General features: G+C 61.1%; 15 protein-coding genes. 8 read left to right on the top strand and 7 right to left on the bottom strand.

The genetic code is table 11. The features are described from left to right. Window positions 1-324 precede the first annotated feature (324 nt). Complete coding sequence (locus tag ACM561_RS06200) at window positions 325-1209, top strand: flagellar biosynthetic protein FliO (protein ID WP_425908832.1); 885 nt, start codon at window positions 325-327, stop codon at window positions 1207-1209. Then, on the top strand, window positions 1206-1961 hold the full coding sequence (gene fliP, locus ACM561_RS06195; protein WP_425908830.1) for a flagellar type III secretion system pore protein FliP: 756 nt from the start codon (window positions 1206-1208) through the stop codon (window positions 1959-1961). Before ACM561_RS06200 ends, fliP begins: the two co-directional genes overlap by 4 nt. A 159-nt stretch (window positions 1962-2120) precedes the next feature. On the opposite strand, the gene ACM561_RS06190 is transcribed toward fliP, so the two are convergent. Together ACM561_RS06190 and ACM561_RS06185 are read right to left on the bottom strand one after the other, a co-directional pair. Next, complete coding sequence (locus ACM561_RS06190) at window positions 2121-3692, bottom strand: alginate export family protein (protein ID WP_425908828.1); 1572 nt, start codon at window positions 3690-3692, stop codon at window positions 2121-2123. Window positions 3693-4429: 737 nt separating this feature from the next. Beyond that, on the bottom strand, window positions 4430-5962 hold the full coding sequence (locus tag ACM561_RS06185; protein ID WP_425908826.1) for an alginate export family protein: 1533 nt from the start codon (window positions 5960-5962) through the stop codon (window positions 4430-4432). Between the two features lie 526 nt (window positions 5963-6488). Between ACM561_RS06185 and ACM561_RS06180 the strand changes: the two genes are divergently transcribed. Next, window positions 6489-6704: a hypothetical protein gene (locus tag ACM561_RS06180; protein ID WP_425908824.1), complete on the top strand. Its 216-nt coding sequence runs from the start codon at window positions 6489-6491 to the stop codon at window positions 6702-6704. Window positions 6705-6944: 240 nt separating this feature from the next. Here ACM561_RS06180 and ACM561_RS06175 read toward each other — a convergent pair whose 3' ends face one another. From ACM561_RS06175 to fliL, 5 genes are all read right to left on the bottom strand, one after another. Continuing rightward, window positions 6945-10670: a tetratricopeptide repeat protein gene (locus tag ACM561_RS06175; protein ID WP_425908822.1), complete on the bottom strand. Its 3726-nt coding sequence runs from the start codon at window positions 10668-10670 to the stop codon at window positions 6945-6947. A 263-nt stretch (window positions 10671-10933) separates the two neighbouring features. After that, window positions 10934-11737: a MotE family protein gene (locus ACM561_RS06170; protein WP_425908820.1), complete on the bottom strand. Its 804-nt coding sequence runs from the start codon at window positions 11735-11737 to the stop codon at window positions 10934-10936. Continuing rightward, the gene (locus tag ACM561_RS06165; protein ID WP_425908819.1) at window positions 11734-12168 is read right to left on the bottom strand and encodes a DUF6468 domain-containing protein; all 435 of its coding nucleotides are present in this window, start codon (window positions 12166-12168) and stop codon (window positions 11734-11736) included. Before ACM561_RS06165 ends, ACM561_RS06170 begins: the two co-directional genes overlap by 4 nt. Continuing rightward, window positions 12165-13370: a flagellar motor switch protein FliM gene (fliM, locus tag ACM561_RS06160; RefSeq protein ID WP_425908817.1), complete on the bottom strand. Its 1206-nt coding sequence runs from the start codon at window positions 13368-13370 to the stop codon at window positions 12165-12167. Before fliM ends, ACM561_RS06165 begins: the two co-directional genes overlap by 4 nt. 123 nt (window positions 13371-13493) lie before the next feature. Continuing rightward, window positions 13494-13985, bottom strand: coding sequence for a flagellar basal body-associated protein FliL (gene fliL / locus ACM561_RS06155; RefSeq protein WP_425908816.1), 492 nt, complete (start codon window positions 13983-13985; stop codon window positions 13494-13496). A 517-nt stretch (window positions 13986-14502) separates the two neighbouring features. Here fliL and flgF point away from each other — a divergent pair. The 5 genes from flgF (at window position 14503) to ACM561_RS06130 (ending at window position 18494) form a co-directional block, all read left to right on the top strand. After that, window positions 14503-15270, top strand: a complete 768-nt coding sequence (flgF, locus tag ACM561_RS06150) for a flagellar basal-body rod protein FlgF (RefSeq protein ID WP_309774245.1) — start codon at window positions 14503-14505, stop codon at window positions 15268-15270. Between the two features lie 12 nt (window positions 15271-15282). Beyond that, window positions 15283-16071 (top strand): flagellar basal-body rod protein FlgG, encoded by a 789-nt coding sequence (gene flgG, locus ACM561_RS06145; protein ID WP_079446165.1) that lies wholly within the window; start codon window positions 15283-15285, stop codon window positions 16069-16071. 11 nt (window positions 16072-16082) lie between these two features. Then, on the top strand, window positions 16083-17186 hold the full coding sequence (flgA, locus tag ACM561_RS06140; protein WP_425908813.1) for a flagellar basal body P-ring formation chaperone FlgA: 1104 nt from the start codon (window positions 16083-16085) through the stop codon (window positions 17184-17186). Window positions 17187-17191: 5 nt separating this feature from the next. Next, the gene (gene flgH / locus ACM561_RS06135) at window positions 17192-17950 is read left to right on the top strand and encodes a flagellar basal body L-ring protein FlgH (protein WP_425908811.1); all 759 of its coding nucleotides are present in this window, start codon (window positions 17192-17194) and stop codon (window positions 17948-17950) included. 256 nt (window positions 17951-18206) lie between these two features. Then, complete coding sequence (locus ACM561_RS06130) at window positions 18207-18494, top strand: hypothetical protein (RefSeq protein WP_425908809.1); 288 nt, start codon at window positions 18207-18209, stop codon at window positions 18492-18494. Window positions 18495-18813: the final 319 nt, after the last annotated feature.

Raw genomic sequence — 18813 nt, 5'->3', positions numbered from 1 at the left:
TGCCCCCCTCATGGTTAACAGCGGGTTAAGAACGGCAAAGCGGCGGATCTTGCCTAAGCCGGCTTTCTGCTCAGGCGCACGTTAAAATCTCGGATTGCCCAGATACTTGCCACGAGTGCGTTAACCACCTTTGTTAACCGGAGCGGACGACGCGCAGAAGTTGTTTTGGTCTCTTCGATTCATAGGTTATTAAGGCTGTCGGCGGCAGTTTTTGCCGGGCGGGATTAATAGACTGGGCCAAGGCTCGATCGTCACGGGAGGAATGCCGGAAGGCATTCGACGATCCGAAGCTGAATTAAAGGCGCTTTCTGTCAGGAACACAGCATGCAGGCAGTCACATTCGTCATCGCATTCATTGTGGTCCTGGCGCTGATCGCCGGGGCCGCCTGGCTCGTGCGGCGATTCGCGGGAGATCGTCTCGGCGTCAATGCCAATCGCGGACGCATGCCCCGTCTGGCGGTGATCGATGCCGCCGCAGTCGACGGACGTCGGCGACTGGTCCTGGTGCGCCGGGACAATGTCGAGCACCTTCTGATGATCGGAGGACCGACCGACATTGTCGTGGAGCACAACATCGTTCGCGCCGCCAGCCCCGGACGCGATCAGGCTCCGCAACGCCCGCTATCGAACGTTGAAATGCCGAGACTGCCACCGCTGGCCGAGACTGGCTGGGTGGAGTCCGACGGCACTCGCTCCGATCCGTCCGGCCATCCCGAGCCTCCAATCCCGGAATCGCCTCCCCCGGCCCGCCCGCCCTTCGCCGATGCCCCACGCCGGCCGATTGCCGCCGAGCGCCGCAGCGATCCGTTGGCCGGTTTCACGCCCGAGCCCATGAGCCGAACCGACATTCGCGGCGCCCGTCCGGCGCGACAGGAACCAGTGATGCCGCTGCGTCCAGCGCCGCCTCCTGCGCCGACGCCCTCACCGTCTCCCTCTGCCTCCAACGCGGATCAAAATCTCGCGGAGATGGCGCAACGTCTCGAGGCCGCACTCCGGCGCCCGACGGGCGACAGCAAGCCTTCGGCCGCGGCGCCCGTGACCTCCGAACCACCGCCTCGTCCGCGCAGTACGGAAATTACACCCGGTCCCGCATCCCGTAGCGAACCGTCAGGGGCACCGCCGGTCGCCCCGCCCGGTCCGAAATCCGGGTTCGAGCACCTTGAGAACGAGATGGCGTCTCTGCTCGGGCGCTCGAAGTCCCCTTCGTGAGTGCGGCGACCCACCCGCGTAGAGTTTCATTCCTTCTCATTCTGATAGCCGCCGGATCGCTCACCGATCCGGCGTTCGCGCAGGATATCAGCATCAATCTTGGCGGCGCCGGCAACGGCGGCGTGAGCGAGCGTGCGATCCAGCTGATCGCGCTGCTCACCGTGTTGTCGATTGCACCGTCGATTTTGATCATGATGACGTCGTTCACGCGCATCGTGGTGGTGCTTTCACTGCTGCGCACCGCGCTAGGCACCGCGACCGCACCGCCCAACTCCGTCATCATCGCACTTGCGATGTTCCTCACCGCCTTCGTAATGGGACCAACGCTGCAGAAATCCTACGACGATGGCATCAAGCCGCTGGTCGCCAACGAAATCACGGTTGAGGACGCTTTGCAGCGCACATCCGTTCCACTGCGCGGCTTCATGCAGAAGAACGTGCGGGAAAAGGATCTCAAACTGTTCATGGATCTGTCCGGCGAGCCGTCGCCGGGTACGCCCGCTGAACTCTCGCTGCGCATCTTGATGCCGGCCTTCATGATCTCCGAACTGAAGCGCGCTTTCGAGATCGGATTCCTGCTTTTCCTGCCGTTCCTGATCATCGATCTCGTGGTGGCATCGGTCTTGATGTCGATGGGCATGATGATGCTGCCGCCCGTCGTTGTGTCGCTGCCGTTCAAACTGATCTTCTTCGTGCTGGTCGACGGCTGGGCGCTGGTGGCCGGCAGTCTCGTGCAGAGCTACGGGACTTAAAGCGGTACGCGCTCTGGCGTTTGATGCCAGACTTGATCGCCTACTCTTTCCTCAATTGAGGAATGCTAGGGACGAAATTTCACACGGCCGAAAAAATAGGTGCCGGCCCACAGGCATTTGCTGTTGGGCCGGCGTGGTCTTTAGAAGAAGAAACTCGTTTTAGAAGAAGAAGCTGGTCTGGAGATAGCCGTAGAAGGTGTCGGCTGTGGCAGGCGCGTTGGGGGCGGTCTGCAGGAATCTGCCTTTGATCAGGTAGGTGACCCCGGTATCGAGCAGCCAGGCATTCGGGATGAGCCAGTACCGCAGGCGAGTCTCGATCTGCTGGCCGGCGAAGTTGCCGGATCGGCCGGTACGGTCCCGTACTCCTGTGGTGGCGAAGGAGTCGGTCGCGTCCGCCAGGAAGAGCGGGCGGTAGGTGACGAAGGCATCCCAGATCGGGCTCGGCGTGACCTCCAGGCGTATGCCCGGCGAGATCAGGTTGGACCGCTGCACCGCGCCGTAAAGGCTGGTCGGACCGTATTCCCAGCGCCGGGCGCCGAACAACGTGTCGAAACGGGTGAAGGTGGCAGGGTTGGCGCTGTCGCCGCTGGCTTGATCGTATTGAAACGAGACCCGCGGCAGCCACGCCGTATTGAAGGTGTAGCCTGCCTGCGTATGGAAGAAGTAGGCCGAGACATGGAGATCGCGCCTGTCGGTGATGGCGGCCGTCTCCCGGGCGCGACCCGTCTGGTAAGTCGTTTCGACCTCCCAGTCCCACTGCGCAGGCTTCGGCGCCTTCCATAGCCGGAAGCCGGGGGTGAACAGGCGACGGTTACGGGTCTGCAACGATCGCAGGCCTGACCCGGTATCATCCTCGTACAGGCCGTAGCCATAGAGCTCGAGGGTTCCGCCGAATACGTTCGCGAAGGTATAGGAACCGCCGTAAAATTGCAGATCCAGGTTCTCCTCATCCAACACGATCGCATTGTCGAGGATGCCCGGCACGTCGTTGGGCAACCGATTGTGCGGCATGGTCCAGAACACGGTCATCTGATCTTTGTTCGCGCCCTGCCAGTCGAAGGACGCGCCGGTGAAGGCATTGATGGTGTTTCGGTAGTCGTTACGCGCCATGAGGCGGCGTGAGCCGACGTCCTTCGTGAACCGGCCGGTGGTGATGCTGCTCTTCGAACCATTGCCCGTTTGGTCGGAGAGATCGAAGTTGAGATAGGCCTGGGTGAGCTCGAGGGCGTTCACCTCCGTGGTGGAGGCCGTCGAATTCGGTTTCTGCAGATAGCCGCGGCTGTCGAACACTTCGCCGCCGATCTTGATCTTGTGACCGGTATCGTACTCGGCGAAAATGTTGGTGCGGAGTGCGAGCAACACGTCGTCCTGTGGGGCAGGCGCTGGCCGGAACTGGTTGTTGATCCCTTCCATGCGGGCCCGGAAACTGCCCCCGATCTTGAGATTCTCGGGTCGTCCCAGTGCGTCGTAGAGCGTGAACACCGGCTTCGTCGTGTTCGCCTTGAAGTAAGGAAACGTCAGCGCCTGAACCTGGCTTTCCGTCCAACCCTGAGCATAGGTATCCGCCCAGCTCGGGGCGGCGAGTGGGGCATAGTCCCGCCTTCCCTGCGCCTGCCGCTCGGCTTGGGACTGTGCCTGCGCCGGGTTCGATGGGGTGGCGACAAGCAGGACGGTGGACAGGAATGCCAGCCCTGCTGTCGAGCCGAGGAAAGAACTCTTCATCAAATTCATATCACCCCCCATGTTCCCCTGTTGCTGTGTCATGCGGGTTCGGATCCCCGCTGAGCTGCAACATTCGAAAAACGTTTCGCGCAGTCGTTGGCTGACCGCAGCCGTCCGCGCATGCCGGGGCGCTCCTCATTAACGAGGAACGCGCGCGACCACCCAGAACAGCGATCATCTAAAAACAGGACAACTCGGGATGCCCCCCGGTCGATAGTCTATCGATATGTTTCTCGCTATACATCGTATGGCGCGGTGTCAACATGCAGGCTGCATCAAACAAGAGATAAATGAGAAGAAAGAAGGTCTTGAGTAAAGTAGATTGCACAAAACTCTGCGTCACCTTGCGGTTTCGCTTAGGGCATCAATGAAAAGCAGGCTTGATGCGGGCTGTCATCGCTTTGTCATAGGACGCGTTCGATAGTAATCGATTTTCGAACGAGTGCTCGGCGCGGTTGGAGTCCACGCATCAAACAAGGGATATCGACGCACGAGCGCGAACAGGTACAGCGCGGGGCGCGGAAGATGCGAGCGACGCCTCGAACATATTCTTGCGCGGAATCGACTGGCGACGGCTCGCTCGTCCGGCCGAGGTCGGATCCCTTGGCTGGTATCGCCACGCAGGGATTGAACAGGATGATCCGTGAATTCACCCGACAACCACCCGGAGCTACTCCGCCGCCTGAGACAGCATCACAAGTGGTGCTAACAGCCTAGGGGCATTTGCTGTTGGATCGGCACGGCCTTTAGAAGAAAATATTCGTGGCGAGATAGGCGTAGAAGGTGTCGGGCGTGTCGGGCGCGTTGGGGGCGTCCACCAGGAACCTGCCTTTGAACAGGTAGGCAGCCCCGGTTTCGAGCAGCATGGCATCGGGGACGACCCAGTATCGCAGGCGTCCTTCGATTTGATGGCCGGCGAAGTTACCGGATCGGCCGGTACGGTCCCGCACCTGCGTGAGGGCGAAGCTGTCGGTGCGATCCGCCAGGAAGAGCGTGCGGTAGGCGACGAAGGCATCCCAGATCGGACTCGGCGTGACCTCGAAGCGTATCGCCGGCGAGATCATGTTCGATCGCTGCAGCGGTCCATAGATGCTGGGCGGGTTGTATTCGCGGCGGACGCCGAACAGGGTATCGAAACGGGTGAAGGTATTAGGGTTGCTGCTGTCGCCGCTGGCGTGATCGTATTGCAGCACGACCCGCGGCAGCCAGTTCGCAGCAAAGGTGTAGCCCGCCTCCCCGTGGAAGAAGTAGGCCGAGACCCTGAGGTCGCGGGTGTCGGTTATGGCGGTCGTCTCCCGGACGAGACCCCTCTGGTAGATCGCCTCGAATTCGTAGTCCCACTGCCCGGGCTTCTTCGCCCGCAACAGCCGGACGCCGGGGGTGAACAGGCGACGGTTCCGGGTCTGCACCGATCCCGCACCCGTCCCGGAATCCTGCTCGTACAGGCCGTAGCCATAGGTCTCCAGCGATCCACCGAACACGTTCGCAAAAGTATAGGAACCACCGAACAGTTGCAGGTCCGGGCTCTCCCGGTCGAACTCGATCGTATTCTCGCGGATGCCGCGCGCGTCGTCGGGCAACCGGGTGTGCGGCATCGTCCAGAGCAGGGTCATCTGATCCTTGTTTGCACCTTTCCAGTCGTAGGAGAGACCCGTGAAAGCGTTGGTGGTGTTGCGGAACAGCTGACGCGACACGAGGCGACGCGAGCCGATGTCCTTCGTGAACCGGCCGGCGGTGACGCTGCTCCTCGATCCATCTTGCAGGGCACCGGTGAGATCAACGTTGAGATAGGCCTGGCCGAATTCGAGGGTGTTCACCTCAGTGGCGGAGGTCGCCGAGTTTAGCGGCTGGAAGTAGCCGCGGCTGTCGAACAGCTCCGCGCCGATCTTCACCGTTCCGAGATTGTACTCGGCGAAAATGTCGGTGAAGAACGAGGCCAAATAATCGTCCCGCGCGGCAGGCGCCGGGCGGAACTGGTTGACGAGCCCTTCGCCACGGGCACGGAACATGCCGCGGACCGTGAGATTGTCGGGTCGGCCGAGTGCGTCGTAGAGCGAGAACACCGGCGTTGAGGTGGTCGCCTTGAACTGAGGCCAGATCTGCGGCTTCGCCTCAGTCTGAGCATCTCCGTTCTGAGCTATGGCATGGCCATGGCCAGGACCCTGGCCTTCGTCGCCCTGTGCATGCGCAAGATTCGGTGGGATGACGACAAGCAGGACGGTGGACAGGAAAACCAGTCCCGCCGTCGAGCCGAGGAAAGAACTCTTCATCAAATTCATATCGAACCCCAAAGTTGCTCTGTCATAGCGGGTTCGGATCCGCTGAGCCGCAACATTCGAAAAACGTTTCGCGCAGTCTTTGATCGACGCAGCCGTCAGCGTTTGCCGCACACTCCCCATCAATGAGGAACGATGCGACCACTCACAGCGACCATCTAAAAACAGGATGACTCGTGATGTCCCAGGCCGATAGCCTGTCGATGTTGCAATCGGTATCCGCCGACATTGCATGGTGTCAACACGCAGAGAGCATCAAACAAAACATAAGAATACTTCTGACTCCATCATAAGCGGAGAAAGAAGATCTTGAGTGCGCAAAGGCGGCTGCACAGAATTCTGTACCGCCTTGCGGCTTCGCTTTTTGGCTTCAATTGAAGACAAACTTGATGGTGGTGTCATCGCTTGTCGTAGGACGAGTGTGATCGCAGTGAATCTCGACGAGGCGCTCGACGCGGTTAGAGTCCACGCATCAAACAAGAGATGGAGCATCGCTTCTCACTTCATCAAAAGCGAAAGAAGATCTTGAGTGCGCAAGGGCGGCTGCACAGAATTCTATACCCCCTCGCGATTTCGCTTCGAGCATCAATTGAAAGAAAACTCGATGGCGGTGTCATCGTTTGTCGTAGGACTGCGTGCGATAGTAGTTGATCTCGGCGAAGCGCTCGACGCGATTGAAATCCACACATCAAACAAAAGATGGAGCATCGCTTCTCACTTCATCAAAGGCGAAAGCAGATCTTGAGCGCGTGCGGATCTGTCTCCGCCTCTTCCGGCGGCAGCGGCCTTCGTCACGAAAAGAACCCTATCTCGTTCCCGCAGGATCGCGCTCGCGACGATAGACGGCGTTGATCGCTCTGTCTGTGCCCTCCGCTGCTTCCATGCGTCATTGAATATCGAGCGGGCGGTAGGCGACGAAGGCATCCCATTCGTCCAAGTCGGCCTGCTCATGCGGCGGTGACCCTGCGTCGGGTACACACATCCGTCAGCGTGATGCCTCGGCGCGCTCAGATCCGACGATCTGCGGCAGCGTGCCCGTGGGAGACGGATCTGCCGCTGCCTCTTCGGGCGGCGGTGACGTTTTTGTCGTCATGTCGGGAAAGCGCGATTTCATTTCGCGCAGGAAGCCGCTCAGCGTATCCACCTTCGCCGCCATCTTGGCGATCTGCTCGAATTCGGCGCTGTTGCCTGCCGCTGGCTTGCTCGCGGTATCAAAAGCGACCTTATCCGCGCTACCGTTCATCAGCGGTGCATATTTTTCGCGGAAGCGCGCAAGCCCAAGCGCGTCCTCGGAGAGCGCGTAGCCGATGACAGCGCGAATGATGTCGCTCTTCTCGTTCGGCTTGAGCGGTTTGAAATCGCGCCAGCGCTCGCCGTAATAAAGCTCGATCTGTTCGGACGCCTCGCGCCAGCGCCGAGACGCCCAGTAAATATCGGACCGCAGATGAACCGCCTCACGCCCGGCGAGATTTGAGATGATATCGAGCGCGAGATCGCGCCGGCCGACATCGCTCTGCGCGCGCGCTTCGAGCAGCAAGCGCTGCTGACGTAATTCACCGGCGAGATCCGCGATCCGCGTCGTGCGAAGTGCGGCGATTGCCCGGTCCGGCTTGCGGTTCATCAGATAGACCATTGCCAACCGCGCGGCGACCTGCGCGCGCGCTGCACCCTCCAGCCGATGATCGATCTGGTATTGCAGGAGTTCGCCCGCCTGATCGAGCAGATCGAAGGCGACCAGACGATCCGCGAGCCGCCGGATCATCTCGTCGCCGCGACGGCCAATCGGAGTCAGGTCGCGAAAGTCGTAGAACATCGCCAACGCATCGACCGGCGGAAGATTGTCGCCTTTCGTGCTGAGGAAGAGCTGGGCGAACAGCGCCGCCGCGTCATCCTGAATCTGGCGCGACACCGCGGAGTCCGGTTCCAACCGCGTGGCCGTCCTTGACGCCGCCAGCGCCTCCGTATAGCGGCGGGTATCGATGTAGAGCGCCATCAGCATCTTCAGCGTCTGCACTTCCAGCCTATCGCCGCGCCACATCACCGACAGCGTTTCGAGATCGCGCAGCGCATCTTCCGGTTTGATCTCGTTGCGCTTCTGTCTCAGCGCGATGTTGTGAAGCTGCGCCTCGGTGGCGGCTTCGCGGTCCGGCGAGGCCATCACCTTCTTGTACTGAGCAAGCGCATCCTTGTCGCGCCCGAGCGCTTCCGACAGCCGTCCGCGCATAACTGTAATCCGCGGCTTCAACTCGTCGGGAATGCCGAGCGCGTCGAGATCGCTGCTGCACGAAGCGACCCCGGAAAAATCCCCGACCTCGAGCGAGGCTCGCATCGCAGCAGCGACGATCTCGCGCTGCAAATCGATTGGCAATACCGATATGGCGAAATGAGCGTTTTTGAACTTCTCCCGTGCCTCCGCCCACTTATGCTGCTCCGCGAGCGCAAGTGCCTTCCAGAGTTGAGAATCGTAGTTGGCTCCGATCGCCGGATTAGCCAGATCCCGCATAGCCGACGCCGTATAGTTCGTCAGCGAACTCGCAACTGAATGTAGGATCAGCAGAACCGGATCTTCCTGTCCGGGATTCCGTTCGGACAATGCGAGGTCAAGAACCGCCCTGGCTTCGTGATAGAAGCCGCGCGCCATGTAGAACCGGGCGAGGTCGATCCGTGCCGTGGTCCGCGCATCATCGTCACCCGCCGTCGACGCAGCGTCGACCAGTTCATCGAGCCGCTTGAAGAGATCGGCCTTGCTGTCCTTCTGCCATTGCTCGACATCGAAGATCGGCTGCGCCGCGGTCACGCCGCGCTCGGGCGCAGCATTGGCCGCCGACAGGGTAAGACCGCCCCGTCGGGTCACCGTGACCTTGTCGGACGCGACCTCGACGGCAATATCGTCTGACTTGGGCTCGACCACCACGCCATGGATCGATTCACCCAGCGAAAACTCCACGAATTGCTGACGCCTGATAAAGCCACGCGCCGGTGGCAGCGCGGTCACAACCATCAGGGCAGTGCCCGAGTCGGGATCGACGATCCGGTGCAGCTTGCCGGGGCCTGCGAGCGGCACAGTGACGCTAGCGTGAGCCCGATCGATCACATTGCGCTGTGCAGAAAGCGCGCGCGATGGCTGTTGCACGGCATCGGCAAACGTCACGATCCAGCTCTCGCCCGCCGCGGCGGATGCAGACCCCTTCGAGTCTCCGGCCGAGAGGGAGGCCAATTGCGGACGAGCCAGGCGGATACGAATTGCCTGCCCGTTGTTCAAGGGACGGCGATCGATGTCGGTGATGAGCGACCCGCCCTCCTTTTGAATCGCGCCGGTATCGATCGGCTGCTCGGAATCGAACACCAGCCACACCGTATCGGCCCGCCGGAACAGCGCGGCCGGCGCCGGCGCGCCGAATCCGAACGTCAGACGAAAACCCTCGGTGCGTCTCTCAGCGTCGAGGGTCACAGCGTCATGCGCGATTGCCTTTCTTGATGGCGCCGGAGCGATCCCAGGCTCCGACGCCGCGGCCTTTACGGAGTCCTGCTTGATAGCAATATTTTCTGCTGGCTTCTCCTCTACCGGCTTCGCTTCTGAAACGTCCGCCTTTGAAGGAGCGGTGGAGGGCGCTGCGGCGGCAACCGGCTTTTCGACCGGAGACTGAACAGACGCGAGAGGTGCAGCGATAGCCGGCGCGGCTTCGGAAGTTTTTGCCGCCGGCGCGGGTTTGACATCAGACGCCGGAGGCCGAACCGTCAACCCGGCTTGCTCCGCAATCGTCTGAGAGGTCGGCGGCGGAATCTCGACTGCCTTTCCGGCGGAAGCGCCCTGCGGCCGAGCTTCGGTTGACGCGAGCGGCACCGGCAGTATCGGTTTGCCGGTCTGCTGAAAGCCGATATCGACGATGTAGTTCTTCTCTTCACGAAACGAATGCACATCGACATCGCCGATCAGTTTTATTTCGATCCGCGAGCCCTCGCCGTCGACCTTCTGCGCGATCGAGCCGATATTGGCCGGCGCCACCAGTTTCGCATCCGCCAGATCGAACGTCAGCACAGGCTTGAACAACAGCGCAAGCGTTTGCTCATTGAGGTTGGAAGATACGCCGCTGCCGTCCGGCAGCTCAAAAACATAGCGCACGAAGGTCGGCTGCAACGAAGCGCGCACGCGAACCGGTGACCGCTTCTTCGCCGCTTCGAGGCTGCGCTGTTCGCGCAAGGCGCGCTCGGCGGCGCGGGCACGTTCCGCCAGTTCTCGAACCACCTCCTGGGGCAATTCAGGCGGCGGCCCCTTCCAGCCGTCAGGCATCAAATCGATGAAGACGCGCTCGCCGGCGGTCATTGTATTGACGGTGACCTTGCGCGCCAGCGCCAGACGAATGGCCGAACCATCCGGATCGCGGCGCGCCGAGCCGACATAGTCCGGCACCGCGTCCGAGATCCTGTCGACGGGAATATCCACCGGCCGCTTGAATCGGATCAGAAGGACGGTTCCCGCCACCGTCACCTCGGAATCGACATCATCCTCGAGCGTAAGCACGAGGCGCGCGAAACCGTTCGCCGCCACAAAGCTCGCCTCTCCTTGGACCACCTGCGCGCGACTTGCATCGGGAAACGCCGCGGCCAGCAGCAGCACGGCTGTCGCGACCACCGGAATAAAGTCGCGCCGAAGCCGCCGCGCGCAAGCGCGCGCTTGCGACCAACATCGAGCGGCAATCGTCCGCGCCATTCCAGATAGTCTCTCGACTCGAATCCGTGACCGGACGCTCGCACGCCGGTCAGACCAACACTAGGATTGTGGAATTAAGGACTTTTAAACAACGATCCTCGTGGAGTGAATTTGACGTTCGCTACCCACGTCGCAGCAAAGCCGGCAAGCGAATGTCAAATTCAAAAACTCCATTAGAAACCCAATAGTTGCTAGCGGTCCTTTGATTCTAACCTTTGCAAGGAAGCTCGCTGAAGCAGAATGCGAATATTAGAATCGGGCCACTAGTTGCGAGTCGACTGCGTCGGCTGGCCCTCGATCTTCGGAAGATTGGAGGCCGCGGTGGCGTTGCCACCGCTCGCACGGCGCGCCAGTTCAACCGTCAATCGTTCCGCAGCTTCGGGAGACATCTGACCGAGAATCTCCGACATCTTGCGCGGCGCGATCTTCGAGGCGATCTCGAACAGTACCGGCATTTCCAGCCGGTCAAACACCTTGGCCGCCTCCTTCGGCTTCATGTTCTCGTACATCGTCACGAGACCCTTGAAGCGGGCAATCTCGGCCTCGTTCTTCTCCTCGGTCGCGGTCGCGATCCGCGCTTCGATGTCCTTCATCTGCTCGACGCGGCCCTGGATGCGATGTTCAGCGGCTTGCAAGAGGCTTTCGCGAATGTCAATTTCCCGAGCACGTGCTTCGATTTCCTGTCGCCGGCTCTGAAGGCGCTCGAGGATGGCCCGCTCGGAGGGCGACACAGACTGACCCGGCTCGGGGAGAGCGTCTACCTTCGCCACTCCCGGCGTGTCTGCTGGCTGGGCGGGTTCTTCGTGCTTCGCCTTATCGTCTCCCGCACTGTCCTTGGCGGCGGCTTCTTTGTTCTTCGCCTCGACCGATCCGGTGATGTCGCCCGCGTCCGGAGCTGCGCCTGGAAAGTTCAAATTCTCCTGCGCCCATGATGGAGGGGCTGAATCCCGCCGGACATCGAAGACATAGCCGCCGTCGATCACGAGCCCCGCGACCTTGAGCACCGCAAGGCCGAAGATCGCAGCCGCTACGACGGGAATGACCCGGATGTCCCTGAAAGCACTCATGCAGCGAGGCCGTTCGTCCTTTTGCGTTCGGAAAATGCCCGCGCCGCGGCTGCGACAGAGCGGGCATCGCTCGTCACGGCCTCCGGTTCCGGGGCCGCCGGCGGGCGCGCCGCAAGCGCGATCCTAGTCAGCCGCCGCATGACGGCATCGCCCTCAGCCAGTTGCTTCGCCAACTGTCGCGACAAATCGGTGGCCAACGAAATCTGGTTACCGAGATTGTCGTTGACGTCGCGCACGGTGTGCTTCAGCCCGCCGATGGCGCGCTCGGCGATCTCGGTCGCTGTGATCAGTTCGCTGATCGTCGCCTTGAGCGACTGTTCATCCGACCTCAGCCGCTTCAGCCGCTTGTTCAGTAGCATGCAGTAACCGATTGTCAGAACGAGAAGAACCGCAACAAGGCTCTCGATCGCTAATCCGAAAGAGTGGTTCATTGGGCCTCCATCATCTTGGTCTGCTCGTCCGCTCTCTCGAACATGGCGAAGGTGGTGTTCGGTTTGCGCAAATGTCTCGACACGCGAATGGCGACGCGGTCACCGACCCGCCCCATGCGGCCTTCGGTGAGCGTAACGCTGCCGCACCGAACCGCCACCGACGCATCGGGCCGCATTTCAAGCGCAAGGGTGTCGCCGACCTTCAAGGTCATAAGCTGCTTGAGCGGGATTTCGGCCTCATACAACACAGCGTCCACGGCGATCTGCGCCTGCGAGATCTCGGTGGCGAGGTGGCTTTCCCAGATGGGATCACGGCCGAACTTTTCACCCATGAACATCTGCAACAGAACGTTGCGGATCGGTTCAATGGTGGCGTAGGGAAGCAGCAGTTCGATGGTGCCGCCACGATCTTCCATGTCGATCCGCAGCCGGACCAGGATCGCCGCATTGGCCGGACGGGTGATCGCCGCGAACCGCGGATTGGTTTCGAGACGGTCGATCGAAAACGACACCGGCGAAAGCGGCCGAAACGCCTGCTCCGCGTCGGCTAGAACAACTTCCACCAGCCGCTTTACCAGATTGGTTTCAATCGTCGTGTAGGGCCGCCCTTCGATGCGGAGCGAGGTCTGGCCGCGACGGCCACCCAGCAACACGTCGATCATGGAGTAGATCAGGCTGGAATCCACCATCGCCAGCCCGAAGTTCTCCCACTCCTCGGCCTTGAACACGCTGAGCACCGCCGGCAGGGGTATCGAATTCAGGTAGTCGCCAAAACGGACCGACGTGATGCGATCAAGCGAGACCTCGACGTTGTCGGAAGTGAAATTGCGCAGCGACGTCGTCATGAGCCGCACCAGGCGGTCGAACACGATCTCCAGCATCGGCAGGCGCTCATACGACACCATCGCCGAGTCGATGATCGCCCGAATGCCCGAATTGTCGTCGATGTTGATCTCGCCGACGCTAAAGCCGAGCAGGTTGTCGATTTCCTCCTGCGATAGAACCCGCTCGCCGCCGTTTTTGCCGCTGCCGAAATCGCGGCCGCCGTCGTCGACCATGGCGGCCCATTGTTCCGCCATCGCATCCGTGAGTTCATTCGCGGCAGCGGACTTCGCAGCTTCGGCTGGATCCTCCGAGTCGAGCGAGGCTTCCCACTGGGCTGCGATTGCATCCTGATCGATCTGATCACTGTCGTCCGCCATGATCCCTTTTCCGCGCTAGCGCCCGTTTCCGAAGTTCGTTCCTTGGAGTGCCGCTTGCGATTTGAAGCTCCTGATACGAGCTTGCGGCATATGATGTAGCAACTTCAAAAACAGCGGCACTCCTCACTGGATGACGACTTCCTTGAACAGCACCGCATTGACATGATCAGGCGAGATCACAGCATTCACCCGTTTGGTCAGTTCTTCCTTCAGGCGGAATAACCCGGCAGAACCGTTGAGATCACTTGGACGCAACTCGCGCATATAAGTCTGAAACAGATCGGTAACCCGCGGCAGCGCCGGCTTGATCTTCTCGACCTGCGGCTCCTCCTTCACCTCAAGAACGACCTTCACTTTCAGATATTGCACCCGCTCTCCGGGCGCGCCAACCAGGTTGACCAGCATGTCCGGTATGTCGACGAAGGACGGCGGCTTCGGCGGCGGCGCTTCGGCAAGCTGCACGCCGTCGTGATGGCGGAATAAAAAGAACCAGATGCTGCCGCCGGTGACGAGAATCAGCAGCACGGCGCCGACCGCGACAATCAGCTTGAACCTTTTCTTGGCCGGCGGCGCGTCTCGATCTGCCGCTTTTTCAGCCTGATCATTCTCTGCCATCGTCAGCTCGCCCTTTCACCCAGGGTCGGTCCGATGCCGCCGAGCAGGCTGGATACGCAGAACAGATGCCGCCGGCGCGCACGCGCCCTATTGCCTTGACACTCGTGCCCGGATCCGAAGCTCGTCGCTCCCGCAACGGCTAGCGAACTTCGAATTCGACGTTCACCAGCATCCATTCTGGTGTGTTTTGGTCAGAAGTTCGCTTTCGAGGTAGTGGCGAAAATGCGGAGAACTTCTGGGCTGCCACACTAGGTACGCAATGGTTAACGGAACCTTTCTTTTAACCATAACTAGGAAGATTTTGCCGGGCCGATATGGTCAACAGGGCCTTAATTACCCGGTCCCCCACGGGGCAGATTTCAATAAACGACTGATAATCCATCGCTTCTGAAGCTGGCACGGCTTTCGCTATCCCTTTCTTGAACCGCAGGCTTGGGAGAGCCCCGAGGTTCGATCGATCCGGTGTCGCGGCCTGGGAGGGCCTTCTTCACACGGAGTCTCAAGGGGAGAACAACCGATGGAGAATACGCTCCTCATCGGACTGTCGCGGCAGATGATGCTCGAACGGCGGATAGACGTCATTGCGAACAACGTCGCGAACGTCAACACCAACGGTTACAAGGCCGATCGCTCACTGTTCGAGGAATACCTGATGCCGGGAGCGCACGAAGACAACTTCGTGGGCCGCGACCGCCGCTTAAGCTTTGTCCAGGACCGCGCCACCTTCCACGACTTCGCCGGCGGCCCGACCGAGCAGACCAAGAGCCCACTCGATGTCGCCATCGACGGCAAGGCGTTTCTGGTGGTGCAGACACCGAACGGCGAGCGCTACACCCGTGACGGCGGATTACAGCTCAATTCACAGGGACAACTGGTAACGGCATCTGGCTTTCCGGTGCTCGGCTCCAACGGCCCGATCAGGTTCCAGCAAACCGACCGTGACATTACGATTTCCGCCGACGGCACCGTGACCGTGATCGAGGGCATCAACAATGCGACCAACTCGATCCGCGGCACGCTGCGGCTGGTCTCCTTCCCGCAAGCCCAAAAGCTGATCAAGGAGGGCTCTAACCTCTACGCCGCGGGCGCAGGCAATTCCGCTCAGCCGGATACGAATGCGCAAGTCCATCAGGGCTTCATTGAGCGCTCTAACGTCAATGCGGTGACCGAGATGAGCCGCATGGTCGAGGTGTCCCGCGCCTACACGCAGATGGCGACGCTGTTGCAGCAGCAAACCGATCTGCAACGATCCGCCATCGAAAAACTCGCCGACGTTCCGGCATAAGGAAACCACATCATGCGTGCTCTCTATACCGCAGCAACCGGAATGGCGGCTCAAGAACTAAACGTTCAGGTCATCTCCAACAATATCGCGAACCTGCGCACCACCGGTTACAAGAAGCAACGGGCCGCGTTTCAAGACCTCATCTACGACCACGTCCGCCGCGTCGGCGCGCAGGCATCAGCTCAGGGCACCATATTGCCCGTAGGCATCGATCTCGGCGGCGGCGTGAAAACAGTCGGAACGCCGCGGCAGATGAGTCAAGGCACGCTGTCGCAGACCGGCAACGATCTCGACATCGCCATTCGCGGCGAAGGCTTCTTCAAGATCCAGATGCCGGACGGCACCTTTCAGTATACTCGCGACGGCACGTTCCAGATGGACAACCAGGGTCGCATCGTCAATGCACAGGGCAATCCGGTGCAGCCGACGATCACAATTCCCCAAAACTCCGCTGGCATTACCATCAACGCGCAGGGCCAGGTCTCGGTGACGCTGCCGGGGCAGACCACTCCCACGGTGCTTGGCCAGATCGGCCTGACTCGCTTCATCAACAAGGCGGGCCTGCAGCCGGTCGGCGACAACAACTTCAAGGAGACCCCCGCCTCCGGCCCGTTTCAGGACGGCATCGCAAACATCGACGGCTTCGGCGACATGCAGCAGTCGAACCTTGAGCAGGCCAATGTCGAGGTGGTCTCTGAAATCTCCGACCTGATCGCCGCGCAACGTGCCTACGAGATGAACGCCAAAGTCGTCAGCGCCGCCGACCAGATGCTGCAATCCGCAGCCGCGCTGTTCCGCTAAGGAGACTGATCATGGCCGTCCGCTCCTTTCTCATCGCTGGCGCGCTGCTGGCGGCGTCCATTCCGGCGCTGGCCGGCAATGACGTGGCTCCGCGCCGCGTCGTCCTGGCGAGCACGATGCAGACCGCGGCCGCCATTCCGGCCCCTGTGCTTCGCGGCCGTGTCGACATTACAGACGAGGTGGTGAGAATCGGCGACCTTGTCGATAACGCCGGTGACGCAGCGCAGGTTGCGATCTACCGCTCTCCCAACCCCGGCACCACGGGCAGCCTGTTGGCTACCCAGGTGCTCGATGTTCTCCGCGCGCATCAGGTAATCGGCGTCGAGACTCACGGCATCCGCAACGTCGCGGTGACACGGCTCGCGCGCACCCTCGAACCGGACGACGTCGAATTGCGGATCGCGGTCGCGCTCGAACACCGCAATGGGCTTGGCGACGCCAAGAACCTGCTGCTGACCTTCGATAAGGATTTTACGGCAATCCATCTCGACGCCGCAAACAACGGCGCCATCAATCCGATGGTAACCCGGTTCGACCCGCGCAACGGTCGCTTCGACGTCACGCTCGAGGTCGGCAACGACACCGGCGCCGCACCGGCCCGCCTCCGCTTCACCGGAGTCGCCGTCGAGACTGTCGAGACCGCGGTGCTGGCTCGCGACGTGGACCGTAACGCCCAGCTGAAATTTTCCGACATCGTCATGGAGCGTCGTCCCAAGGCCGAGGTCGGCCACGATGCCGCGAGCCGCGACCACGCCGTCGGGATGCAGATGCGGCGGCAGATGCGCGCCGGTCAGGCACTGCACGGCGCCGACCTGGCCAGGCCAGACCTTGTGCAACGCGACGAGGCGGTGACCCTGATCTACCAGGCCGCGGGAATTTATCTCACCGTGCGCGGCCAGGCGACCGAAGCCGGCACCGAGGGGGACATCGTCACTGTTCTCAACCTGCAATCGAAGCGCACCGTGTCCGGCGTGGTGGTCGGGCGAGGTCAGGTGTCGGTGTCTCCCATCACGCCGGTTGCACCACGCAAGCTGGCGAGCGCCGAGCCGTCGGCAGCGGCAACAGCCCACATCTCCGCCCAGAACGGCGCGCCCACATCTTCAAAAGCCGAGTAACCTTCATGTTGAAGTTCGCGCGCATCAACCGCATCGTCCTAACCGGCACATTGCTAGCAGCCGCCGGCCTCGCCAGCGGATGCTCGTCCATCGATCGCCTTTCGCAGATCGGCGAGTCACCCAAGCTGACCGCGATCGACAATCCGACGACGCAGCCCGGCTACAAACCCGTGCAGATGCCGATGCCAAAACCGGAGACGGTGTCCTACAACGCCAACTCGCTGTGGCGGAACGGCTCGCGCGCGTTCTTCAGGGATCAGCGCGCGGCGCGGGTCGGCGACCTTCTGACCGTGACCGTGAACTTCACCGACAAGGCCAACATCGCCAACCAGACCCAGCGCAGCCGCACCAGCAAGGAAGATTCCGGCATCACCGATTTCATTGGCAGCAAAACCATCGGCAATCCAGCAACCGCGGTCCTGCCTGGCCGTCTCCTGACCACCGACTCCACCTCGTTGAGCGACGGCAAGGGCTCGGTCCAACGTCAGGAGAACTTGCAGACCAGCGTCGCCGCGGTCGTGACGCAACTGCTGCCGAACGGCAATCTCGTGGTCGAAGGCAAGCAGGAAATCCGCGTCAACAACGAAATCCGCGAATTGATCGTCGCCGGCATCGTGCGACCTGAGGATATCCAGAGCGACAACACTATCGATTCAAGCAAGATCGCGCAGGCCCGCATCGCCTACGGCGGCCGCGGCCAGATCAGCGATGTCCAGCAGCCGCGCTACGGTCAACAGGTGATGGACGTGCTGCTGCCGTTCTAGATTTCGAGAGCTCCCCACCGGATCGCGATCCCAGGCGCGAGACGGCGACGACCCCGGCGATGCCATGCATCGTTCGGGGGATGCGGCCTCCGGCGGCTCCCCTGCCGGAGGCCGTGTCTATCTTCAAGAACAGAGAACAGGTCTCGTTCGTTCGCCAATGAGCAGCGAAATTTTGATTAACCCTTGGTCTGTGCGTCGCACTTGCGATGGCTATATATCCGTGACATTCCGCAAGTCGAGACTGCCGGAGCGTCCAATGACCCTCGCCGTCCGAACCCTGCTTGTCATTGCCGCCTGCCTGATCGGCTTGTCCGACACGGCACAAGCGCGCCACCGGCACCGCCCTGTCTACACGCTTATGCCTTCAGCACCCATTATCGTGATGCCAGCGCCCTCACCGCGCCTCAGCACCGGCGGGGTCAATATGCCGGGCGTGCCGAACACAACGTGGCCTGGAACGATCGGCACAGGCGCCGTGCCAAGCGGCCTGCGTGGCGACAGCCCAACCACGCCAGGATTTCCCGGCAGGGTCGGGCGCGACTAGACCAGAACGAAGGTTTCAGCCGCAGGGTCCGAAGGCTATGCTCGGATCAAGCCGGGGAAAGGACGGGATTGGGTTCGCCGCAGCGCGCCGCGCGTGCGCCGTTAGAACATGATCCAGAAAAGTGGACACCAGTTTTCGGACAAGATCATGCTCAATGAAAGAATAAAACAGAGTTTGATTCAACGCGGTTGAATCGGACTCTAGGGAGCGGATTCCACATTCGCTTCACGTTGCCGCAAACCCTGTGGGCAAGTGTCAAAATCAGAGCTTTTGCCGCAACGGAATGCAAAATTCTTAAACGAACCAATAGGAGTTGCGG

The organism is Nitrobacter sp. TKz-YC02 (assembly GCF_049852135.1).
GTDB lineage: Bacteria > Pseudomonadota > Alphaproteobacteria > Rhizobiales > Xanthobacteraceae > Nitrobacter > Nitrobacter vulgaris.
This window is presented reverse-complemented; position numbering and strand designations above follow the sequence as displayed.